Here is an 18,778-nt window from a genome sequence, read left to right as displayed (position 1 = left end):
CCTCAGAACGCGCCCAGTGCCTTGAACAGCACCGACCAGGCGAACATGGTCACGATGCACAGCGCGCTGGTGGACACCACGATGTCCCCAGCCAGCTCCGCGTTGCCGCCCATCTGCTGTGTCATGGTGAAGGAGGCGATGGCCGTGGCACTGGCGAACACGCTGATCAGTCCCGCGAAGCCCACGCCCCGTATGCCGATCAGAAACGCCGCCGTCAGCAGCAGCGCCGGCATCAGGAACAGCCGCACCACACACACCTCGATCAGGTCCCTCCGGTACCGGCGCAGGCCGCTGAACCGGAAGAAGGCCCCCAGCAGGAACAGCATGAACGGGCTGGTCATGGCGGCCACCTGGTGCACCGCCGACTCCAGCGCCGTAGGCAGCCTCCAGCCGGTGCCCAGGAACACCAGCCCCACGGCGGAACCCAGGATCAGCGGATTGGTGGCCACCATTTTGATGAGCCTTCCGGCGGGCAGTCTCTCGCCCCGGAACGCCGTCAGGGTGATGACCGCCAGCACGTTGAACAGCGGTACGATGATGGCCGCCAGCATGGCCACCGGTCCCATGTCCGCTCCGGGCACCAGCACCGTGGCCAGCGGCAGGCCGATAATGGCCAGGTTGCTGCGGTACATACCCTGTATCTTCACGCCCTGCTTTTCGTGGTCCTTCTCCGTGGGCAGCACGATGGCCAGGGACAGGCCGTACATCACCAGCGTGGCCCCCACGGCGAACAGCAGCAGCTTCGGCTGCACCGCCTGGTCGATGGTGGAGGTGTACAGGTTCCAGAACAGCATTACCGGCATGAAGAACCGGAACGCCATCTTGTTCAGTCCGGGCACGTCCTCCACCCGGATACCGCCCAGACACTTGACCCCGTAGCCCAGTCCCATAATAAGAAACAGGGGCATCACGGCGTTAAAGCAGACTTGCAGATTGCTGAGCATGACCCATCGGCCTCCTTTCCCCCGTGCAGCCCCGGCGCACGGTCTATTGCGTCAAAAACGTCATGGCTGCCAGCAGCACGGCCAAAAAGCCGAAGCTGACGGCGGAGAACAGTGCCAGGAACCGTCCGGTCTGTCCTTTGACGTGCTTCGTATACTCCCGGAAGGTGATCAGGCTGGCCAGCGACGCCACCAGCGTCCCCGCCCCGCCGATGTTCACCCCCACCAGCAGCGCCGGGTAATCGTCGGTAAACTGGCTGAGCAGTATGGCCGCGGGCACATTGCTGATGACCTGACTGGTCAGCGCCGCCACCGGCATGGCCCCGTGGGCCAGCAGCTGCCGGAACAGTGTCCGCACAGGCTCTATCCGGGCCATATTGCCCGAGAAGGTGAAAAACGCCGCGAACGTCACCAGCAGCCCCCAGTCCACGCTCAGCAGCGCCCGGCGGTCCAGCACCAGCAGCGCCGCCGTGATGGCGGCCAGCCCCAGCCAATACGGTATGCCGCGCAGCACCATGGCCGCAGCCGTGCAGAACAGTACGCCGTACACGATGCACCGGCGCTTGTCCACCGGCGTCTCCTGCGCCGGTACCGTCAGTGTCTCCCGGGGAATCAGCAGGCAGCACGCCAGGATCAGCGCCGTGGACAGCAGGAACGGCGGCAGCATGATGGTCAGGAACTCCCCATTGGGGATCGTATAATGATTAAATAGGTATAGGTTCTGCGGATTGCCGAAGGGCGTCAGCATCCCGCCCAGATTGGCGGCGCAGTTCTGCAATATGAACGTCAGCGCCGTGTGCTTCGTCTGCCCTGTGCCCTCCAGCACGAACCAGCTCAGGGGCAGAAACGTCAGCAGCGCCGTGTCGTTGGTCAGCAGCATGGAGCCGATCAGCGTAACGACAACCAGCGCCGTCACGGCGCTGTGGGCCGTGTGAAACGCCCGCACCAGCCGCTGCGCCAGCAGGGGGAACAGTCCCGCGCCCCGCAGGGCGCACACCACCGCCAGTATGCAGAACAGGCATGAGAGCGTCTTCACGTCGTAGTACCCGAGATAGGCGCTGTCCGGCGGCACGAATACGGCGGTGACGGCCGCCGCCAGCACCGCGATCACCGGCATGGCGTTGGCGCGGCACCACTGGAGAACTTTCATGTATGTATGCACCTCCGCACGATACGACTCAACGGCTGTTACCTTACCATATTTTGGCCGGAAACGCAAGGGTTCGCCCCGGCTTTCTTGCCCTTTTCCGCTGCCTGTGCTATACTGAAAGCGATACAGAAAAGGGAGGTGCTCCATGGATGACATCTTGAGCCGTTTTTCCATCAACTGCCACAGCAGCATCCGCTATGCCGGCGCGATGACGGTGTGGTTCGACCCCTTCCGCGTGGCGGACGCGCCCTGCGATGCGGACGTGGTATTCGTCACCCACGACCACTATGACCACTTCTCCCCGGAGGATATCCGCCGGGTGATGAAGCCCGACGCGGTGCTGGTGCTGCCGGAGACGTGTGTGGCGGCGGCGCTGCAGGCCGGCTTTGCCTCGGCGCAGCTGCTGCCGGTGCGGCCCGGAGAGGCGTACACCGTGCAGGGCCTGCCCTTCACCGCCGTGTTCGCCTATAACCTCGGCAAGCCCTTCCACCCCCGCGGGAACCGCTGGGTAGGCTATGTGGTCACGCTGGAGGGCCGGCGGGTCTATGTGGCCGGCGATACCGACGATACCCCCGATGCACGGTCCGTGTCGTGTGACGTCGCCTTCCTGCCGGTGGGCGGCACCTACACCATGACCGCCGCCCAGGCCGCCGGTCTGGCGGCCGCCCTCCGCCCGCAGATCGCCGTCCCCACCCACTACGGCTGTATCGTGGGGGAGAGGACGGACGGCGCGGCCTTTGCCGCCGCCCTGCCGGCGGACATCTCCGCCGTGCAGCTGATCCGCCAATGACCCCGTACAGAATTCCGCCCCGGCGTCAGCCGATGCCGACCAGACGGTGGAGGTGACGGCCCCCGGCACCAGCCGGGGAGGATGATCGAGCGAACGAAAAAGACATTCAGCGGCCCCCGGCGTCAGCCGGGGGGGATGATCGGATGAGCAAAAAAGACACTTAGCGGCCCCCGGCGTCAGCCGGGGGCCGTCACTTCATTTTTGCTGCATTTTGCTTACAAAAAAAGCACAAAAAGGGAACCAAAGAGTACAGGGCGGGTACAGAAAAAGTAAAGCAAATGTATCAAAAGAAAGCACTATTTCTCGCTTTTTTCCTCCCGCGGCAGCACCAGATTGAGCAGTACGGCCATCAGTGTGGCCACCACCACCGGGGACTTTCCGAAGATGGTCGTCACCGCCTCCGGGAACTGTGCCAGGGCCTCTGCCGCCTGGGAAATGCCCACACCCAGTGCGGCGGAAAGCCCGACGATCGTGGTGTTTCGGGCGGTCAGCCCCTCGGCGGCGATGAGCTTCATGCCGGTCATGGCGATGGTGGAAAACACCGCCGCCGTGGCCCCGCCCAGCACGCATTGCGGGATGGTGGTGAGTACGGCGGAAAATTTCGGAATGATACCGGCAAGCAGTAAAAACGCGCCGGTCAGCGCAAAAACGTTGCGATTTACAACTTTATTCGTGGCTACAATTCCCACATTCTGGGAGTATGTCGCCGTGGGAAGACCGCCCAGCAGCGCTGTCAGAATGTTGCTGACGCCATAGGCTGCGATGCCGCCCCGCAGCTCCTGCGTGGTGGGCTCCCGATCCATGCCGCCCACGGTGGTGGCCGTCAGGTCGCCGATAGCCTGAATGGCGTTGATGGCGAACAACAGCCCCAGTGCGACGCACGCCGAGGGTTCGAATGTCACGCCAAAGGGCAGAAATTCCGGCAGAGAGAACCACCCGGCCCCCGCGATGCCGGACAGATCCACCATCCCGGCCCCAAAAGCGACGGCGTAGCCCGCCAGAATACCCAGTAAAATGGACGCCAGCTTAAAAATGCCCCTGCCGCGATTGGTCAGCACCAGCACCACCGCCAGTGTAAACGCCGCAATAGCCCAGTTCTGCCAGGATCCGTACACCAGCGCTTCCGGCAGGCCCCGCTGCACCACAACGCTTTCATATGTGTTGCCGGTGCCGCCGGCCATATAGTTGATGGCCGTGGGGTACAGAGACAGACCGATGGTGAACACTACCGTACCGGTAATGACCGGCGGGAACAGCCTGCGGATAGGCTTGATGAAGATGCCCACCAGTGCTGCCACCGCGCCGCCCACGATCATAGCGCCCGACACAGCGGCCAACCCGCCGCTGCCGGAGACGATGGCCTGCATACTGGGCAGATAAGCGAAGCTGACACCGAAGACCACCGGCAGCCCCGCGCCGAAGCGCCCACCGATGGGAAACAGTTGCAGCAGCGTGGTAACGGCGGACATGACCAGCGATGCCTGTATCAGCAGGACCCGCTGGTCCTGCGCCAGTCCGGCCACGTTGGCAATGATGATGGCTGGGGTCACGCAGCCCACGATCATAGCCACCAGGTGCTGCAGCGCCATGGATACGGCTATGCCAACAGGTGGCAGGCCCCGGTATTGAAACAGCGCCTCCCGGCGGCATTCAAGCTTTCGCATGGTGTGGTCTCCTTTGTGCGTAGTGTGCTCAGTATAGCACGTTTTTAACGGAAAACTCAACCGTTTTCTCACAAACAGCCCAAGCGGCGCAAAACCACCCTCCGGTGATGCCGGAGGGCGGTCAGATCATGCGTGTTTATGCCTGCGGACACTGGCGAAAAACGGGCGCTTCAGCGTGTCTGTACTGCAATATGGAGGAGTTGAAGTCTGCGCTGACCCAGCGGGCCATCGAGCAGCATACCCAGCGGGTACGGGAATCTCTGCGGGCGCATGAGGGGTGCGATAGTCGGTACAGCAGCTACGGCATGGGCTTTGTGCAGTTCGCGGCCCAGGAAAAGCAGCTGTTCCGCTGGCTATATCTGGAGGACAACCAGCCGGGCCGCCATCAGGAGGACGTGCTGGAGCCGGAGATCATCCGGACCGTCATGGACGAATTCGGCTATGACGAGGTCACGGCCCAGGCCTTTCACCGGGATATGACGTATTATTCCTACGGACTGGCCATCCTCGCCAACACCGGGCATCTGGCGCTGACAGAGACGGAGCTTCGGGAAGCCTTTCGACGGGAGTTCCGTGCACTGGCGGCGTATTACGGTCCGCCGAAGAAGCTGCCGGAATTTGCAGAGAGGGAGAATGCAGCGCATCAATTATTCCGCTAAGAGGCCGTCTTGCAAAATTGTAAGAAAGTTGCAGGAAATGCAAGGAAAAGCAATGGCTGCCATGGGACAATGGCGGTATACTCCTCCGGTGGAAAGAAGGTATTGAAGTGAAAACAAATAAGACATTGGCACAGAAGCTGTGTCTGCTGGGCCTGGTGAGTCTGCTGTCGTATACGGCGGCTCTGCTGGCAGCGCTGTGTTTTTTGGTGCTGCTGCCCGGGTGCAGCCTGGGGGAGAAGGTGGATCGCGAGCCGGTGCAGACACTGGAATGTACCCGCCCGGCATCCCTGTCCGGGCTGTATCCGGCGGGCGGCAGCGTGGTGCTGATCAGCTGGGCGGACTATGAGAGCGGCAGGACCACTGTGCAGCTGGTGGATGCGGAAGCGGACACCGTGAAGCGTGAGGTCACGCTGGATGGGGTTTGGGATACGAAGCGGCAGGCCCTGGCGCATGGATTTGCGCTGTGCGACCGGGAGACGAATCGTTGGAAGCTCCTGGACGATGCGCTGACGGAGACAGGCAGCTTTGATGCGGAGAACGTGGATGGCTTTTTCTCATATGACGGGGAGAGCTATTACTTCCTGCGGGACGGGGTGCTGCATTGTCAGAACGTAGCCGGAGGAGAGGCACAGCCGGTAACGGCGCTGTCACAGCTGCGGTTCGCGGAATTGACGGCCTATGATGCGGCAAGCGGGCGGATGGCGGCCCTGTTCCGCCTGTCACCCTACGGCAGCGTCTGCGGTACGGCGGTCTTTGACCCGGAGACGGGGGCGATCAGCCTGCTGCAGGAGCAGCGGTATCAGGTGATGTTGGCGCCGACGGGCGGCATGAGCCTGCTGGCCTTTGACAACGATAAAATGGGATATTCCGCCCTGTGCGGCAGCGGCGATACGTTCTGGTTCGCCGATGCTTCGCTGTTTCTGGACGCGGGAGGCGCGCTGTACGCCGTCGGCGATGCGGAGGAGCTGATCGGTGTGGGAACGGGCCGCACGACGCTGTATAACGTGGGGGAGAGCATCACGGCCTGCGACCTGACGGCTAACGGTATTGCCGGAGAGATGTACGACTGCTGCGTTTTGCCGGAGGCAGGCCTGCTGGTGGGCGGCATGTATGAAAACGGCGCCTTCCGGCTGTACGTTACAGACCCGGCGCAGCTGACCTTCGAGCCGGTAGCGTCAGCGGTGCCCGTCCCGTCGCCGCTGACGGTGAATGAGACACTGCTGCAGGCCTATTGGGGTGCCCTGAACGGCCTGCCGGTGGCAGAGAGCTTACAGGAGGCGCGGCAGCAGGCGGATGTGTTGGAGCAGCGATACGGCGTGCGGATACTGCTGTCATCCCAGTGCAGAGAGGCGGCAGAACTGAGCAGCTATCCCATCACTCTGTCGGACACCATGGACACGGAAGCAGAGCTGAACGGCGTCCGCGCCGTGCTGGCGGCGATGGACCGCAGCTTTGCCCTGTATCCGGAGGGCTTTCTGGCGCAGTTCCGCAACCGCGCCGGTGAGGGCGGGCTGTGCTTCCTGCTGGTGGCTCACATCGACAGCGACTATGGCGTGGTAGGCTGCACCTACGATTCGGCGGACTGGCAGTATATCGCACTGGACGTGCAGGCCGACTATATGCGGGAGGGCACTGTCTGCCACGAGATCTGGCACGCTACGGAGAACGAGATACTCTCACGCGATTACACCGCCTTCAACTGGGATGACTGGAATGCGCTGAACCCGGCGGGCTTTACCTATTGGAACGACAGCGGTGACTATGACCGGTACGACGCCCGCTGGACCATGTTCGACAACGGCGAGGGCGTGTACTTTGTGGACAGCTACGCCAAGCTGGCGGCACAGGAGGACCGGGCGCGGATCATGGAGTATTTCATGGTACATGAGGACGAGGCGGGGCTGCTGATCCAGTCAGACGCCATACGGCAGAAGCTGGAATGGATGTGCCGCGCTGTGCGGGAGTGCTTCGATACCGCCGGATGGGGAACGCCCCGCTGGGAGAAGCTTTTGTAAAGCAAAAGGAGCAACAATGATACCGGAATGGAAAATTTACCCCCGTTCTCAGGGACACAGCACCGTGTACCTACAGAACGTGGTCACAGATCCTGCCATACAGGTGGGGGCGTACACCATCTATGACGATTTTGTCAACGACCCCCGGGACTTCCAGCGGAACAACGTGCTGTACCACTATCCCGAGTGCAACCATGACCGGCTGATCATCGGAAAGTACAGCTCCATCGTCTGCGGGGCGAAGTTTATCTTCAACGCGGCCAACCATACGCTGAACAGCCTGTCTACTTACCCGTTCCCCATCATGTTCGAGGAGTGGGACCTGGGGACGGCGTGCGAGGACATTGCCGCCGCCTGGGATAACCACGGGGATATCGTGGTGGGCAATGACGTATGGATCGGCTATGAGGCCGTGATCCTGGCGGGCGTTACCATCGGCGACGGCGCCATCATCGGCAGCCGCGCCGTGGTGACAAAGGATGTGCCGCCCTACACCATCGTGGGCGGCCTGCCGGCCAAGCCCATCCGCAGGCGGTATGACGAGGAGACTGTCGCGCGGCTGGAGAAGCTGCGGTGGTGGGACTGGCCGGAGGCGCAGGTACGGCGGGCTATCCCGCTGCTGCAGGCCGGCGATCTGGACGCCCTGGAAAAGTTGGTATAAGGCCGGCGGCCGTGGACCAGGCGTACACGCCGGCCACTTTCTGACCCTGCTGCAAAAGAGTATCTGAGGGATACGTGTATACGGACAACGAAATGAGCCCTCCGGCAGCTGCCGGAGGGCTTTCAACTGCCTGTTGCGAAACGGGCCGGGGAAAGGTATAATCTAAGGAGAACATACTGCGGAACGGCGAGAAAGGAGAAACCTATGGGTAATGTGACAGCGGACCGCGCATGGGATGTCCATCCGGTGACGGAGGCGGACATAGAGGCGTATCTGGACATCTATCTCAATTCCTATCCGGCGTACAAGACGCTGGACGAGGAATGCCGGGCGCACTACCGGAGCAAGCATCTTACGGAGCTGCGGGAGGACACCCAGACTTGGACGATGGGCCTGTTTGAGGGCGGCACACTGATCGCCACCATGAAGCTGATCCTGTTCTCCATGAACTTCTTTGGGGTCATGCAGCCTGCCTGCGGTGTGATGGCGCTGGAGGTACACCCCCTGCACAAGAAGAAGGGCGCGGCGCTGTATATGATACGGTATGCCGAGCGCTATGCACGGGAAAACGGCGCGCTGCTGACCATGCTGCTGCCGTTCAACATCGGCTTTTACCGTCGGATGGGCTACGGCTTTGGCGGGAAGTTATATGAATACCATCTGCCAACCGGGGCACTGCCGCGGTTGGACGGAGAGGTGCGGGCGCACCTGCGCCTGCTGCAGCCGGAGGAGTTTGACCAGGCGATGGACTGCCAGCGGCGCTTTGCTGCCCGAAACCATGGCATGGTGGAGAAGTTCGACGAGGAGCTGCGCGGAGCCCGGGGGGATATTCAGGTGCGCCGTATGGGTTATTACGACGGCGGACGCCTGTTAGGCTACGCGGCCTATCGGTTTGAAAGCGCCAGTGCGTGCAACTATACCCAAAACCGGCTCAGCGTGGAGGAACTGGTGTATGAGAACGGCACGGTGCTGCGGGCGCTGCTGGGTGGCCTGCAGATGCAGGAGGATCTGGCCCAGACAGTGATACTGCGGACAGGGGAGGAGGATTTCCACCATCTGCTGGGCGATCCGCAGGACGTGTCCGGAAACTACATCGACTACGGCTTTTTGCAGACCAATGTTTCCGCCGTGGGGACCATGTTCAAGCTGACGGACGGGGCGGACTTCGTGCGGCGGACCGGCTATCGGAATTTCCCGGCGGGGACGCTGACGGCGGCCTTCCGCTATCGGGATGAGATGGCGGACCGGGAGGAGGAGCTGCGTATCGGCTTTTCCGATGGCCGCTGGGCCGTGGCAGAGGGGACCGCGGACGTGACAGTGATCTGCCGGCAGGGGGATCTGGCGGCGCTGCTGATGGGGTCCTGCGGTCTGGCGGCGCTGCTGCGGCTGGGTGCGGCGTCCGCAGATGACGCCGAAAAGGCGCGGCAGTTGGCGCAGCTGCTGTACTGTGTCCAGAAGCCCTGGCTGAACGCGGATTATTGAGCTGCCGCGGTTGACAAATAGAAAACAACGCAGGAGAACAAGAGATGCGGAACATATTGAAGGAAAAGCTGGCCAGAGGCGAGAAGCCGCTGGGCACATTCGTGGGTACCGGCAGTGCTGCCGTGGTGGAATGTCTGGGCTGTGCGGGGCTGGATTTTGTCATTCTGGACAATGAGCACAGCCCCATTGAGGCGGAGACCACCGCCCGGCTGGTGTGCGCCGCGGAAAGGCGGAACATCACGCCCCTGGCCCGGGTGCGGGAGATCAGCCGCCCGGCGATCTTGAAGCTGCTGGACGTTGGCGTGCAGGGGATCATTGTTCCGGATGTGCACGGCGCGGCGGAGGTGAAGCGTGTGGTGGACTATGCCAAGTACGCCCCGGTGGGGCAGAGGGGGTTCTGCCCGTCCCGGAAGGATGGTTGGGGCACCGATACGCCGGCCGGCGTACTGGAGACAATGGCGCACTTCAACGGTGAGACGCTGGTGATCCCCCAGTGTGAGACGATAGAGGCGCTGGCGGGTATTGAGAATATCGCAGCGATGGAGGGTGTGGACGGCATCTTTATCGGTCCTTTCGATCTGTCTATTTCTATGGGGCTGCCTGGGGCCTTTGAGGAGCAGCGCTTCAAGGCGGCCCTGACGCGGATACAACAGGCCTGCCGCCAGGCGGGCAAACCCTGCCTGATATTTGCCGGGGACGGTGCGGCCGCCGGTGCACGGCTGGCCCAGGGCTTCGACGGCGTGGCCATCGGACTGGATGCCACGATGCTGATCGCCGGTGTACGGGCGCAGCTGGCCGCCTGCCGCGGATAAAGAAGAAAAGAGGACGGCGCCCCACGGGGCGCCGTCCTCTGCATATTACATATCCTTCATTTTTTCCAGCAGCTCTACCATCTTGTCGTAGAAGTACCGACATTCGCGGATGCTCAGGTACTCCTGAGTGGAGTGGCAGTTGAAGGCGTTGGGCGTCAGGGAGACGGCGTTAAGGCACGGAAGGTGATGGCCCGTCTGCCGATATAGCCGCGCAGGTCGGCTACCATGTCGTTTTTCCCGCAGGTGCGCAGCGCGTCCGGGCCAAGTGCCGCGATCGCCGCGGCCAGATAGTCCTGGGTGTCCTCATCATGGAAGGAGACGCAGGGGTGTCGATGCGGGCAGCGGCGCTGGGCGATCATGTAGTCCAGCTGTTTTTTCATTTCTTCAGTAAGGTCTCGATATTCATAGTATATCTCACCGCGATTATATGCGGCGGATGTATATTCCTCCGACACCGGACAAAGACTACGGATGTAAAATCTGCTTTGACTGGAGGAATTTCATATATGAAAGCAACAGGCATCGTGCGCCGCATCGACGACCTGGGCCGCGTGGTCATCCCTAAGGAGATTCGCCGCACCATGCGTATCCGCGAGGGCGACCCGTTGGAGATATACACCACCCGTGACGGCGAGGTCATTTTCAAGAAGTATTCCCTTATCGGCGGGTTGGAGGAGTTCGCCGCACAGTTCTGCGATACCCTCAGCCGCAGCACGGACTTTTCCGCCGCTGTTACCGACCGCGATGCGGTCATCGCCATCGCCGGGGCGGGGAAGAAGGAACTGCTGGGCAAGCCTGTCTCCCCTGCGCTGGAGCAGGTCATGGACCAGCGTGGCCTCTACTGCGGCGAGGGTGTGGCCATCAGCGATGAGAACGAGCAGTTCCGGGCCGCTGTGGCGGCACCTATTCTCTGCGGCGGCGACGTGCTGGGCGCGGTGCTCTTTCTCTCTCCCGACGGCAAGCCGGCGGGGGAGACGGAGTGCAAGCTTGCCCAGACCGTGGCGTCCTTTCTGGGCAAACACATGGAGTCCTGACAAAAAGCCCCGCGGCTTTCGCCGTGGAGCCTTGCATAACGGCTTTCGCAAGCTTTTTGACCGGCCTGAAAAAGAGAAGCGCCCTTCAGGCGCTTCTCTTTTGATTTATCAGCGCAGCAGCAGGCTGACAACCATTCGTACGTCTCCGACGTTAACTCCGCAGTCACCGTTGACATCGCAGCGGAGGAACTTCTCCATGTCAAGTGCGGAATGCTTGGCGTTATAGAGGTCATAGACATACTGGGCGTCGTTGATATCGGTATGTCCCGTGCCGTTGACGTCGCCGCTGTAGGATACCGACACAGTGGAGTTGCCCTTAACGGAGATCGTGGATTTCGCCGCGGCGGCGATATCTGCCGCCGTACCCTTGCCGACCAACAGCCAGGCGTAGGCTTCGTATTTCTCTGACCAGAACATGGCCGTATCACCGTAGTAGAGGGACTTGGTCGCAGGGAGCTTTGTTTTCGGCGCGGCGGTGATGAGCCACACAACGCTGCCGTCTGTATACTTCACATACTCGGCCGCGTCCACCGTCAATGCAAGCTGCGCCGTTTTGGTGATGGTCACCATAATAATGCCGCCCGTGATGCAGTCCCCGGGAATGGTGTAAGTGCTGGTGCTTTCTGCATTGCGCTGGAGCGTGATGTTTTTTTCACCGGCCATGACGGTGACCGTGTAGTCAAATCCCTCTTGGTGATTGATACCGAATGTAAAAGCTTCACCGCTTTTTACGGTATAGGACGTAACGCCATCCCAGACATCGGCGGCGCCGCTGCCCGCAAGCACGATTTGCGTGGTGCCGCTTTGCGGGGCCTTCTTCACCGTAATGACCACCGGGCCGGTGACGGACTTTGCCGGGATCGTGTAGGTATAGACGCTGCTGCCGCTGCTGTTGACAGTGCACGTCACCGGCAGGCCGTTTACCGTTACGGCCACCGCATAGTCGTAGTTGGCCGCCTGCGTGACCGTGAAGGTGTACTCCTGCCCATGCGTTGCGGAAGTGGGGGCGCTGACGTCGCCGGAGCCGTCGCCCTTGACGGTCGCCGCGTATGTTTTGACAGTGGGTGTGCTGTTGGCGCTGATGGCCAGCTCGCCGGTGACATTTTCGATCGTGTAGCTGCCGTCGCCGTTGTTGATGATGGCTACCGTTTTACCATCCACAGTGGCCGAAAAGTCGTAGTCATAGCCGGGATCGGCGGTGAAGGTGTAGTCGCCGTTTGCTGTCACATAAGCGGCGCCGGAGGCACATTTTGGAAGCTCAACAGGGAAGCCGCCACACAGGATCGTCACCGTGTTGCTTTGGCCGGCCGGTACACTGGCAGTTTGGGCGTCCTTTGCCGCGTTGGCGCGGACGTCCATCTGTGCCTTGACCAATTTCACAGTGGCTTCACCGGCGGCCTTTACGGTGAAATTCAGCGTGATAAAGCGGTCGGAGCGCGGTTCTCCGTAGCCGCCTATGGTCAAACGACCAGGAACAGAGTGATCAATGACATCAGGATCTTTGCTGCCGATGGTTGCGCTTGCGAATATGAGTTTTTCCGCATCATAGTCGATTTGGAAGAAATAGGTGTTGTACTCCCGCGATGTGGAGTTTTGGCCCAAAAACAACGCCACTGATGCTGTTTCTCCGACCGCAGCGGGTGGGTTGCTGTACAAGTAGGCGTAAAAGCTCTCTGTGCCGCTGGCGGACGCCGGCAGCAAAAGCAGTACCATAACCGCCGCTAAAAGCCCGGAAAACCATCGTTTCATCTTAAAAACCCCTCCGTTTCACCACTTTTCGGTAAATACCAACCTAAATTTATCACCGGTCACCGAACAATTCAATTCGCAATAGGCAGAAATTTAAGGGGGATTGTTGTGCAGAATGACGATAAAGCCCATGAAAATGGGCAAAAACCTTCCCCCAGGGGGAGGGCTTTTTCGCGTCCCTGTTAGCGTTCCGTTAAAACTGCGTTAAGAAATCACCGATTTTCTTGAAACTACAATCATAGAGTGCTACCATAAAACAACGTAGGGGGCGCGAGGTACAGTCCTCGCGCGACAGGAGGGGAGCTCCCGGGAGACAGATCATCTGTTTCCCGGGAGCCTTGCTTTGCCTACAAAAACCCATCGGCCGCATTTTTGTGCGGCCGATGGGTTTACCATAATTTGTATTATTGTCAACTTAGCCCTGCGGCTGCTCACTTTCTGGCACCGGAGTCTCGACGGCGGAAACGGCAGCGGGCTCCGGAACCGCCTCGGGTAGCGGCTCCTGCGGGGAAGCCTCTGGCACAGCAGGGACTTGCGGGGCCGGTTCTACCTGCGCGGCTTCAGCGGCCTCCTGGGCCTCACGGGCCAGGCGCTCGTTTTCCTCGCGGATGGCGGCCTTCTGCTCGCGGCGGGCATCAGCGGCAGCGAAGAACGCCCGCACCAGAGCCAGCAGCACGAAGAACGCCGCGATGGCCAGGCCGATCCAGCCCGCAGTGCGGATCAGGAAAAAGTCCCGGATGGTGAAATACTCCTTGTAGATCCCCAGGAAATACAGCGCCACGCCGCCGGCGGCACACAGAATGCACAGCAGCAGGCGGAAGAACGCCCGGACCTTGTGCTTGCGCCCGGCCAGATACGCCACCAGCAGCGCCAGCGCGGCCAGAAACAGCGCCGGGGACTGGCAGCAGAGGATATAGCCCAATGTCTTGTCCAACATGGCCTCGTCTCCTTACAGCTGGCACTTGCCCCGGGGCAGGTATTTGCCGTCCGGCCCGGCCAGCACCTTGCCGGAGGACACCGCGGGCTTGCCGCGGAGCCACACCTGGCGGATGGAGCCCTTGGTGACCACGCCCTCATAGGGGTTGTAGCCCGCCGCGCCCACCATATCCTCGGCGCGGATGACGTGGTCGGCGTTGGGGTCGTACACCACGATGTCGGCGTCGGAGCCGGGGGCCAGTACGCCTTTGCGCGGGAACAGGCCATACAGCTTGGCGGGGTTCTCTGCCAGCACACGGCACATGGCGCCCAGACCGATCTTCTTCTTGGCCACGCCGAAGGTGTAGATCAGCTCGCCGCGGGTCTCCACGCCGGGGATGCCGCCGGGAATAGCGGTGAAATCGTCGCGGCCCGCCAGCTTCTGCTGGGTAGTGAAGCTGCAATGGTCGGTGGACACGGTCTGCACCTCACCCCGGCGGATGGCCCGCCACAGGGCCTCACGGTCAGCCGGTTTCCGAATAGGAGGCGAGCAGACGTATTCGGCTGCCTGCAGCCAGTCCTCGTTATAATACACGCTGTCATCCAATACCAGATACTGGGGGCACGTCTCCACAAAGACCTTCTGGCCCCGCCAGCGGGCGTTGGCGATCTCGTCCAGCGCCTCGATGTTGGTGGTGTGGACGATGACCACGGGGACGTCTACCTGTTCGGCGATGCGGAGCAGACGGCCCACGGCCTCGGCCTCCATGATGTCGGGCCGGGTCTCCGGGTGGCAGTGGACACCGTTTTCGCCGGCGGCCTTCTTTTCGGCGATCAGCGCGTCGATGACGCCGGCGTTCTCGCAGTGGACGCCGCAGATGCCACCCTTCTCCTTCAGTTTTTTCAGCGCCTTGTACATGGCCTCGTCACCGATCATCATGGCCGGGTAGGTCATGTACATCTTGAAAGAGGAGATACCCTCGGCGTACATATCGTCGATCTCGCGCTCGATGGTCTCGTTCCAGTCGTCGATGGTCATGTGGAAGCCGTAGTCGCAGGCACACTTACCGTCGGCCTTCTTGTGCCACAGGCGCAGGCCGTCGTGCAGCGTCTCGCCCTTGTTGGGGCAGGCAAAGTCGATGATGGTGGTGGTGCCGCCCCGCAGCGCCGCCCGGGAGCCGCTGGCGAAGTCGTCCGCCGTGGTGGTGTTGCACACGTCCAGATCGAAGTGGGTGTGGGCATCGATGAAACCGGGAAACAGCAGCATCCCGGTCACGTCCACCACCTGCGCGCCGATGGCGGGAATGTCGCGGCAGACATCGAGGATCTTCTCGCCCTCCACCAGAACATCGGCCCGGCGGGGGCCCTTGCCGGTGACCACGGTACCGCCCTTGAACAGCAATCTCATCACAAGACCTCCTCGTTTGTGTTGATTTCTGTCGGTATTATACCACTTTTCGCCCCACTGTGTAAAGCACAATAAAAACGTCCCCAAGCCTTCCCCTTGGGGGCGCTCCCTCGTTAGCCTTCCCCTCGAGGGGGCCGCGGTGTTGAATGACACGCCGGTGGCGTGTCAGACCCGTGGACCGACCGACCCGCAGGGAGACAGGTGGCGCGGGGCAGTCCCTCAAGCCTTCCCCTTGAGGGCACCCCAGTGCGCACACTGGGGTGTGCACAGCTGAAGGTGTCAGCGAAGCTGACGGATGAGGGGTAAAAAGAAGCTCTTATAACCCTCCCGCGGCAGCGGGAGGTATATATATTTATCCCCCGCGGCAGCGGGGGATATTTATTTTGTCCGCGCCGACAGGCGCGGGCTGATTAAGCGTAAAAAAGAAAGACCCCACGGTCAAACGATCTTTATTCACCCCACCCCCGCCAGGGGGTGAGATAATTAAAGTCAAAAAAGAAAGGCCCCGTAGGAAAGCAGCATTTACTTTCCCTCCCGCGGCAGCGGGAGGGTTATATATTTATCTCACCCCGTCAGGGGTGAGATATTATCTATCCCTGGCCGACAGGCCAGGGATAAATAAGTACAAAAAAAGAAAGGCCCAATGGGCCTTTCTCTTTTTTGAGTTTAATTAGAACTCCTTTTTCTTGCCGATGACGACGGCGGAGCCGGCGACGGAGGTCAGAGCCATACCGACGTACATAGCGATACCAGCGTCAAAGGTCTTGGGGGAGGGCTTGGTGGTGTCGGTGGAAGGAGTGGTGGAAGTGGTCCAATACCAGTTACCGGTCAGGTTGGTGGTATCAGCACCAGCGGGAATAGAAGCATAGTTGGGAGCCTCAACAGCAACAGCCTTGCACTTGGAGCAGGTGTAACCAGTAACCTTGCCATCCTTAACGGTAGGAACGGCAGTGTGCTGAACCTTCGCGGCATCAAGAGTACGCACGGTAACGACCTTGCCATCAACCACCAGAGTACCAGTAGCAGTAGTGCTGCTGTCAGCAACAGCCAGATGGGTGTTGCCAGCAACCTCATAGGTGTAATAGGTCTTAGTGGCATCGTAGTTGGCGGGCTTCTCATACTTGCCGCAAGCGTCAGCGAAATCGTTGTAAACCTTACCGATCACATAGTCAGCAGTGGGAATCTTAGCCAGGTACAGAACCACGTTCTTGGCATCGGCCTCTTTGTACAGAACATGGGTAGCCTCGGCCAGAGTGCTGACTACGATATACTTGTCGTTACCAACCTCATAGTGAGCGTAAACACCAACAGTGGTCTTACCATCGGTAGTCTTGGGATCCTTGCCGGGAACATAGGTCAGGGTGCTTTCCGCCGCAATGGGATTAGTAGACTTATCATCGGTGCCCTTCAGGTAGCCCTTAACAGGCTCCGCCGCGAAAGCGGTGGTGCACAGTGCCAGAGCCATGACCATGGCCAGCACAGTTGCAATGATCTTCTTCATGTTTGTTTCCTCCATAAAAATTTGTTTGTGGCCAGCGTCGCGTCCTTGCTCCAACCAACCGTTTACAACGTAAACATCATTATGTTGTAAAAATTTTTACGGATTTTATTACCAGTTATTTCCATTTTTGAGACAGCGCCGGCGCGCCGTCAAAAATCGCCCGAAATTGGAAATAATTTCCATTTCTTCCATAATTTACCAGTAATTTACGCAATTTATCTGATCGCCTGTAAAGCGTAATTCTTGTGTAATGCAGCATTTATGCAATTCAAATCGAGATTTTCAAAAAACGCAACAACTTAGCTGGAAAAATTTTCCAGTCAAAATCGAAAAGCCATTATGTAAACTATATAGCCCGAAATACATCCAAAATCCCGTTCATAATTCGGTTACAATTTATTCGGCGAAAGCGTTGCCTGTGTTTTTGTGCGTAAAAGGAGCTTCGCCGCCCCGGCGGCGTGGAGGCTTACGCGGCCGCTTGCCCCAGCCACGGTAGGGGCGTTTTCTTCTCCCGGGCGGGCGATTATCAAATCGCGCCAAAGCCGCCTGGAGGGCGGCTTTGGGTGGTGGCGGTTCCGCCGCCGGTGAAAGCTTTTATCCATGGAGTTTCGTGGTAATTTTTGGAAAAATGTTTGGAAATAGATGGAAAACAATTCCTGCGCCGGAAAAATTATTTAAAAAAAAGCAGAATTTCCTCTTGAAAAAACGAGCGTGTTGTGCTATTTTTATCTGTGGTAAAGCCATTTACTGAGGGGGATGCGAAGCGTGGGGTGCGCTTTGCACGACAGGGAGGGCTCCCGGGAGGCGGATATCTCCGCGTCCCGGGAGTTTTTTTATTAAATTAAATAGTCAAAGCCGCCCTGATGGGCGGCTTTAGTTTACGATAACAAAATTATGGTCAACTGTTCGGCGCATCATCGCCGCGATAACTATCCAGTGCCTGCCGGCAGTGTTCGGTGAAATCACGGCGCACAGGGTCGGGCGCAAGAAGCTCGGCCTGACCGCCGAACTGGAACAGCCAGCCGTAAAATGTAGGACCTACCTCCACCGGGGCGGTAACTGCGATACGGTCTCCATCTGGGCGGATATGCGCATCAGCGCCGAAGCGGTCCATGACTACATTGATGAGGGCCCGGTCAAAGCGCAGCTGCACCGTTTCGGTGCGGCCATTGTACATATCGAAAATCGTTTTGACGTATTTACCCAGGTCGAACTGCTCCGGCAGCGGATCGCGGGGTATATCGGTAACGGTCAGGGACTCCATACGGTCCACACGGTAGTGGCGATAGTCCTGAATGGCCGGGTCGTAAGCCACCAGATAGTAATGCTTATCCACGCAGAGGGCCACCGGGTTCGTCTCATAGGGCGCGCCGCCGCGGCGGTAGGCCTTGCCGCCATCAGGTGTCCAGTCGAAGTAGCGAAACGTGACCTTGCGGTCATCGTTGATGGCGGTATTCAGACCGTCGATGGCGTAATAGAGCTTCTCATTGTGGGTGCGGACCCGGTCCATGACGTAGACCTGACGGCGCAGCTGGCGGGCATTGGGGCGGCTGGTGAGCTGCTCCAGCTTGGCGATAAGCTCCATGCTCTTGCTCTGTGTGAGAAAGGGCGACGCCTGTACCACATCAATGAGCAGCTTCAGCTCCGGCAGCTGGAACTCCCGTTCGCCAAGAAAATAGCCGTAGGTCTTGCCCCGGACAGCCTGCACATCCATGCCGTACAGCTCCAGCAGCTCCAGGTCGTCATAGATGCTTTTGCGCTCGGCGGAAATACCCTGGCGTTCCAAATAAGCGATCATATCCTGAACGGTCCTGGGGTGGCGCTCGTCTGTTTCCTCCCGCAGATACCGCGCCAGATACAGCAGCTTCAGCTTTTTATTGGCCATGGCGCACCCTCCCTTCATTTGTCCCATTGTACCAGATACGGGCAGGAAAGAAAACCACTTTTTACCGGCGTTCGACTTTACATACACGTACTTTTAGGCTATAATAAAGTGC

17 protein-coding genes are annotated in these 18,778 nt (G+C 59.9%); 8 read left to right on the top strand and 9 right to left on the bottom strand.

Features of this window, described 5'->3' with window-relative positions; genetic code table 11:
• Nucleotides 1–2: 2 nt before the first annotated feature.
• Both ACOMDU_RS09320 and ACOMDU_RS09315 read right to left on the bottom strand, forming a co-directional pair.
• Nucleotides 3–944, bottom strand: a complete 942-nt coding sequence (locus ACOMDU_RS09320; protein WP_421130058.1) for an AEC family transporter — start codon at nucleotides 942–944, stop codon at nucleotides 3–5.
• A gap of 43 nt (nucleotides 945–987) precedes the next feature.
• The gene (locus ACOMDU_RS09315) at nucleotides 988–2,091 is read right to left on the bottom strand and encodes an SLC13 family permease (RefSeq protein WP_421130057.1); all 1,104 of its coding nucleotides are present in this window, start codon (nucleotides 2,089–2,091) and stop codon (nucleotides 988–990) included.
• A gap of 145 nt (nucleotides 2,092–2,236) precedes the next feature.
• Between ACOMDU_RS09315 and ACOMDU_RS09310 the strand changes: the two genes are divergently transcribed.
• Nucleotides 2,237–2,881 carry an MBL fold metallo-hydrolase gene (locus ACOMDU_RS09310; protein ID WP_421130056.1) on the top strand — a complete coding sequence of 215 codons (645 nt, stop codon included), beginning with the start codon at nucleotides 2,237–2,239 and terminating at the stop codon, nucleotides 2,879–2,881.
• A 296-nt stretch (nucleotides 2,882–3,177) separates the two neighbouring features.
• Here the strand turns inward: ACOMDU_RS09310 and ACOMDU_RS09305 are convergent, their stop codons facing one another.
• A complete protein-coding gene (locus ACOMDU_RS09305) occupies nucleotides 3,178–4,545 on the bottom strand; it encodes a uracil-xanthine permease family protein (RefSeq protein WP_421130055.1) in 1,368 nt (455 codons plus the stop codon).
• Nucleotides 4,546–4,673: 128 nt separating this feature from the next.
• On the opposite strand from ACOMDU_RS09305, the gene ACOMDU_RS09300 reads away from it, so the two are divergent.
• The 5 genes from ACOMDU_RS09300 (at nucleotide 4,674) to ACOMDU_RS09280 (ending at nucleotide 10,174) form a co-directional block, all read left to right on the top strand.
• Complete coding sequence (locus ACOMDU_RS09300; protein WP_421130054.1) at nucleotides 4,674–5,204, top strand: hypothetical protein; 531 nt, start codon at nucleotides 4,674–4,676, stop codon at nucleotides 5,202–5,204.
• Nucleotides 5,205–5,311: 107 nt separating this feature from the next.
• Nucleotides 5,312–7,219 (top strand): hypothetical protein, encoded by a 1,908-nt coding sequence (locus ACOMDU_RS09295; RefSeq protein ID WP_421130053.1) that lies wholly within the window; start codon nucleotides 5,312–5,314, stop codon nucleotides 7,217–7,219.
• A 16-nt stretch (nucleotides 7,220–7,235) separates the two neighbouring features.
• On the top strand, nucleotides 7,236–7,880 hold the full coding sequence (locus ACOMDU_RS09290) for a CatB-related O-acetyltransferase (protein WP_421130052.1): 645 nt from the start codon (nucleotides 7,236–7,238) through the stop codon (nucleotides 7,878–7,880).
• Nucleotides 7,881–8,084: 204 nt separating this feature from the next.
• Nucleotides 8,085–9,362, top strand: a complete 1,278-nt coding sequence (locus ACOMDU_RS09285; protein WP_421130051.1) for a GNAT family N-acetyltransferase — start codon at nucleotides 8,085–8,087, stop codon at nucleotides 9,360–9,362.
• Between the two features lie 44 nt (nucleotides 9,363–9,406).
• Nucleotides 9,407–10,174 (top strand): HpcH/HpaI aldolase family protein, encoded by a 768-nt coding sequence (locus tag ACOMDU_RS09280; RefSeq protein WP_421130050.1) that lies wholly within the window; start codon nucleotides 9,407–9,409, stop codon nucleotides 10,172–10,174.
• A 155-nt stretch (nucleotides 10,175–10,329) separates the two neighbouring features.
• Here the strand turns inward: ACOMDU_RS09280 and ACOMDU_RS09275 are convergent, their stop codons facing one another.
• Nucleotides 10,330–10,554, bottom strand: a complete 225-nt coding sequence (locus tag ACOMDU_RS09275; protein WP_421130049.1) for a hypothetical protein — start codon at nucleotides 10,552–10,554, stop codon at nucleotides 10,330–10,332.
• A gap of 126 nt (nucleotides 10,555–10,680) precedes the next feature.
• Between ACOMDU_RS09275 and ACOMDU_RS09270 the strand changes: the two genes are divergently transcribed.
• Nucleotides 10,681–11,208 (top strand): stage V sporulation T C-terminal domain-containing protein, encoded by a 528-nt coding sequence (locus tag ACOMDU_RS09270; RefSeq protein ID WP_022136270.1) that lies wholly within the window; start codon nucleotides 10,681–10,683, stop codon nucleotides 11,206–11,208.
• A 108-nt stretch (nucleotides 11,209–11,316) separates the two neighbouring features.
• Here the strand turns inward: ACOMDU_RS09270 and ACOMDU_RS09265 are convergent, their stop codons facing one another.
• The 4 genes from ACOMDU_RS09265 to ACOMDU_RS09250 form a co-directional block, all read right to left on the bottom strand.
• Entirely contained in the window at nucleotides 11,317–12,957 is a 1,641-nt protein-coding gene (locus ACOMDU_RS09265; protein ID WP_421130048.1) for a hypothetical protein, read from the bottom strand.
• A gap of 415 nt (nucleotides 12,958–13,372) precedes the next feature.
• Complete coding sequence (locus tag ACOMDU_RS09260; protein WP_421130047.1) at nucleotides 13,373–13,894, bottom strand: hypothetical protein; 522 nt, start codon at nucleotides 13,892–13,894, stop codon at nucleotides 13,373–13,375.
• Nucleotides 13,895–13,906: 12 nt separating this feature from the next.
• Entirely contained in the window at nucleotides 13,907–15,280 is a 1,374-nt protein-coding gene (gene hydA, locus ACOMDU_RS09255) for a dihydropyrimidinase (RefSeq protein ID WP_421130046.1), read from the bottom strand.
• A gap of 670 nt (nucleotides 15,281–15,950) precedes the next feature.
• Nucleotides 15,951–16,781 carry a hypothetical protein gene (locus tag ACOMDU_RS09250; protein ID WP_421130045.1) on the bottom strand — a complete coding sequence of 277 codons (831 nt, stop codon included), beginning with the start codon at nucleotides 16,779–16,781 and terminating at the stop codon, nucleotides 15,951–15,953.
• Nucleotides 16,782–17,340: 559 nt separating this feature from the next.
• On the opposite strand from ACOMDU_RS09250, the gene ACOMDU_RS09245 reads away from it, so the two are divergent.
• A complete protein-coding gene (locus ACOMDU_RS09245; RefSeq protein ID WP_421130044.1) occupies nucleotides 17,341–17,532 on the top strand; it encodes a hypothetical protein in 192 nt (63 codons plus the stop codon).
• 147 nt (nucleotides 17,533–17,679) lie between these two features.
• Here ACOMDU_RS09245 and ACOMDU_RS09240 read toward each other — a convergent pair whose 3' ends face one another.
• The gene (locus ACOMDU_RS09240) at nucleotides 17,680–18,666 is read right to left on the bottom strand and encodes a helix-turn-helix transcriptional regulator (RefSeq protein ID WP_421130043.1); all 987 of its coding nucleotides are present in this window, start codon (nucleotides 18,664–18,666) and stop codon (nucleotides 17,680–17,682) included.
• Nucleotides 18,667–18,778 lie beyond the last annotated feature (112 nt).

The sequence above is a fragment of the Vescimonas sanitatis genome (assembly GCF_049060325.1).
Lineage (GTDB): Bacteria > Bacillota > Clostridia > Oscillospirales > Oscillospiraceae > Vescimonas > Vescimonas sanitatis.
This window is presented reverse-complemented; position numbering and strand designations above follow the sequence as displayed.

Bases quoted from the DNA above. Each gene is read 5' to 3' on its own strand.
- ACOMDU_RS09285 (WP_421130051.1), top strand. From the start codon at position 8,085: ATGGGTAATGTGACAGCGGACCGCGCATGGGATGTCCATCCGGTGACG.
- ACOMDU_RS09275 (WP_421130049.1), bottom strand. From the start codon at position 10,554: ATGAAAAAACAGCTGGACTACATGATCGCCCAGCGCCGCTGCCCGCAT.
- ACOMDU_RS09250 (WP_421130045.1), bottom strand. From the start codon at position 16,781: ATGAAGAAGATCATTGCAACTGTGCTGGCCATGGTCATGGCTCTGGCA.
- ACOMDU_RS09305 (WP_421130055.1), bottom strand. From the start codon at position 4,545: ATGCGAAAGCTTGAATGCCGCCGGGAGGCGCTGTTTCAATACCGGGGC.
- ACOMDU_RS09310 (WP_421130056.1), top strand. From the start codon at position 2,237: ATGGATGACATCTTGAGCCGTTTTTCCATCAACTGCCACAGCAGCATC.
- ACOMDU_RS09280 (WP_421130050.1), top strand. From the start codon at position 9,407: ATGCGGAACATATTGAAGGAAAAGCTGGCCAGAGGCGAGAAGCCGCTG.
- hydA (WP_421130046.1), bottom strand. From the start codon at position 15,280: ATGAGATTGCTGTTCAAGGGCGGTACCGTGGTCACCGGCAAGGGCCCC.
- ACOMDU_RS09290 (WP_421130052.1), top strand. From the start codon at position 7,236: ATGATACCGGAATGGAAAATTTACCCCCGTTCTCAGGGACACAGCACC.
- ACOMDU_RS09270 (WP_022136270.1), top strand. From the start codon at position 10,681: ATGAAAGCAACAGGCATCGTGCGCCGCATCGACGACCTGGGCCGCGTG.
- ACOMDU_RS09260 (WP_421130047.1), bottom strand. From the start codon at position 13,894: ATGTTGGACAAGACATTGGGCTATATCCTCTGCTGCCAGTCCCCGGCG.
- ACOMDU_RS09315 (WP_421130057.1), bottom strand. From the start codon at position 2,091: ATGAAAGTTCTCCAGTGGTGCCGCGCCAACGCCATGCCGGTGATCGCG.
- ACOMDU_RS09320 (WP_421130058.1), bottom strand. From the start codon at position 944: ATGCTCAGCAATCTGCAAGTCTGCTTTAACGCCGTGATGCCCCTGTTT.
- ACOMDU_RS09265 (WP_421130048.1), bottom strand. From the start codon at position 12,957: ATGAAACGATGGTTTTCCGGGCTTTTAGCGGCGGTTATGGTACTGCTT.
- ACOMDU_RS09240 (WP_421130043.1), bottom strand. From the start codon at position 18,666: ATGGCCAATAAAAAGCTGAAGCTGCTGTATCTGGCGCGGTATCTGCGG.
- ACOMDU_RS09300 (WP_421130054.1), top strand. From the start codon at position 4,674: ATGCGTGTTTATGCCTGCGGACACTGGCGAAAAACGGGCGCTTCAGCG.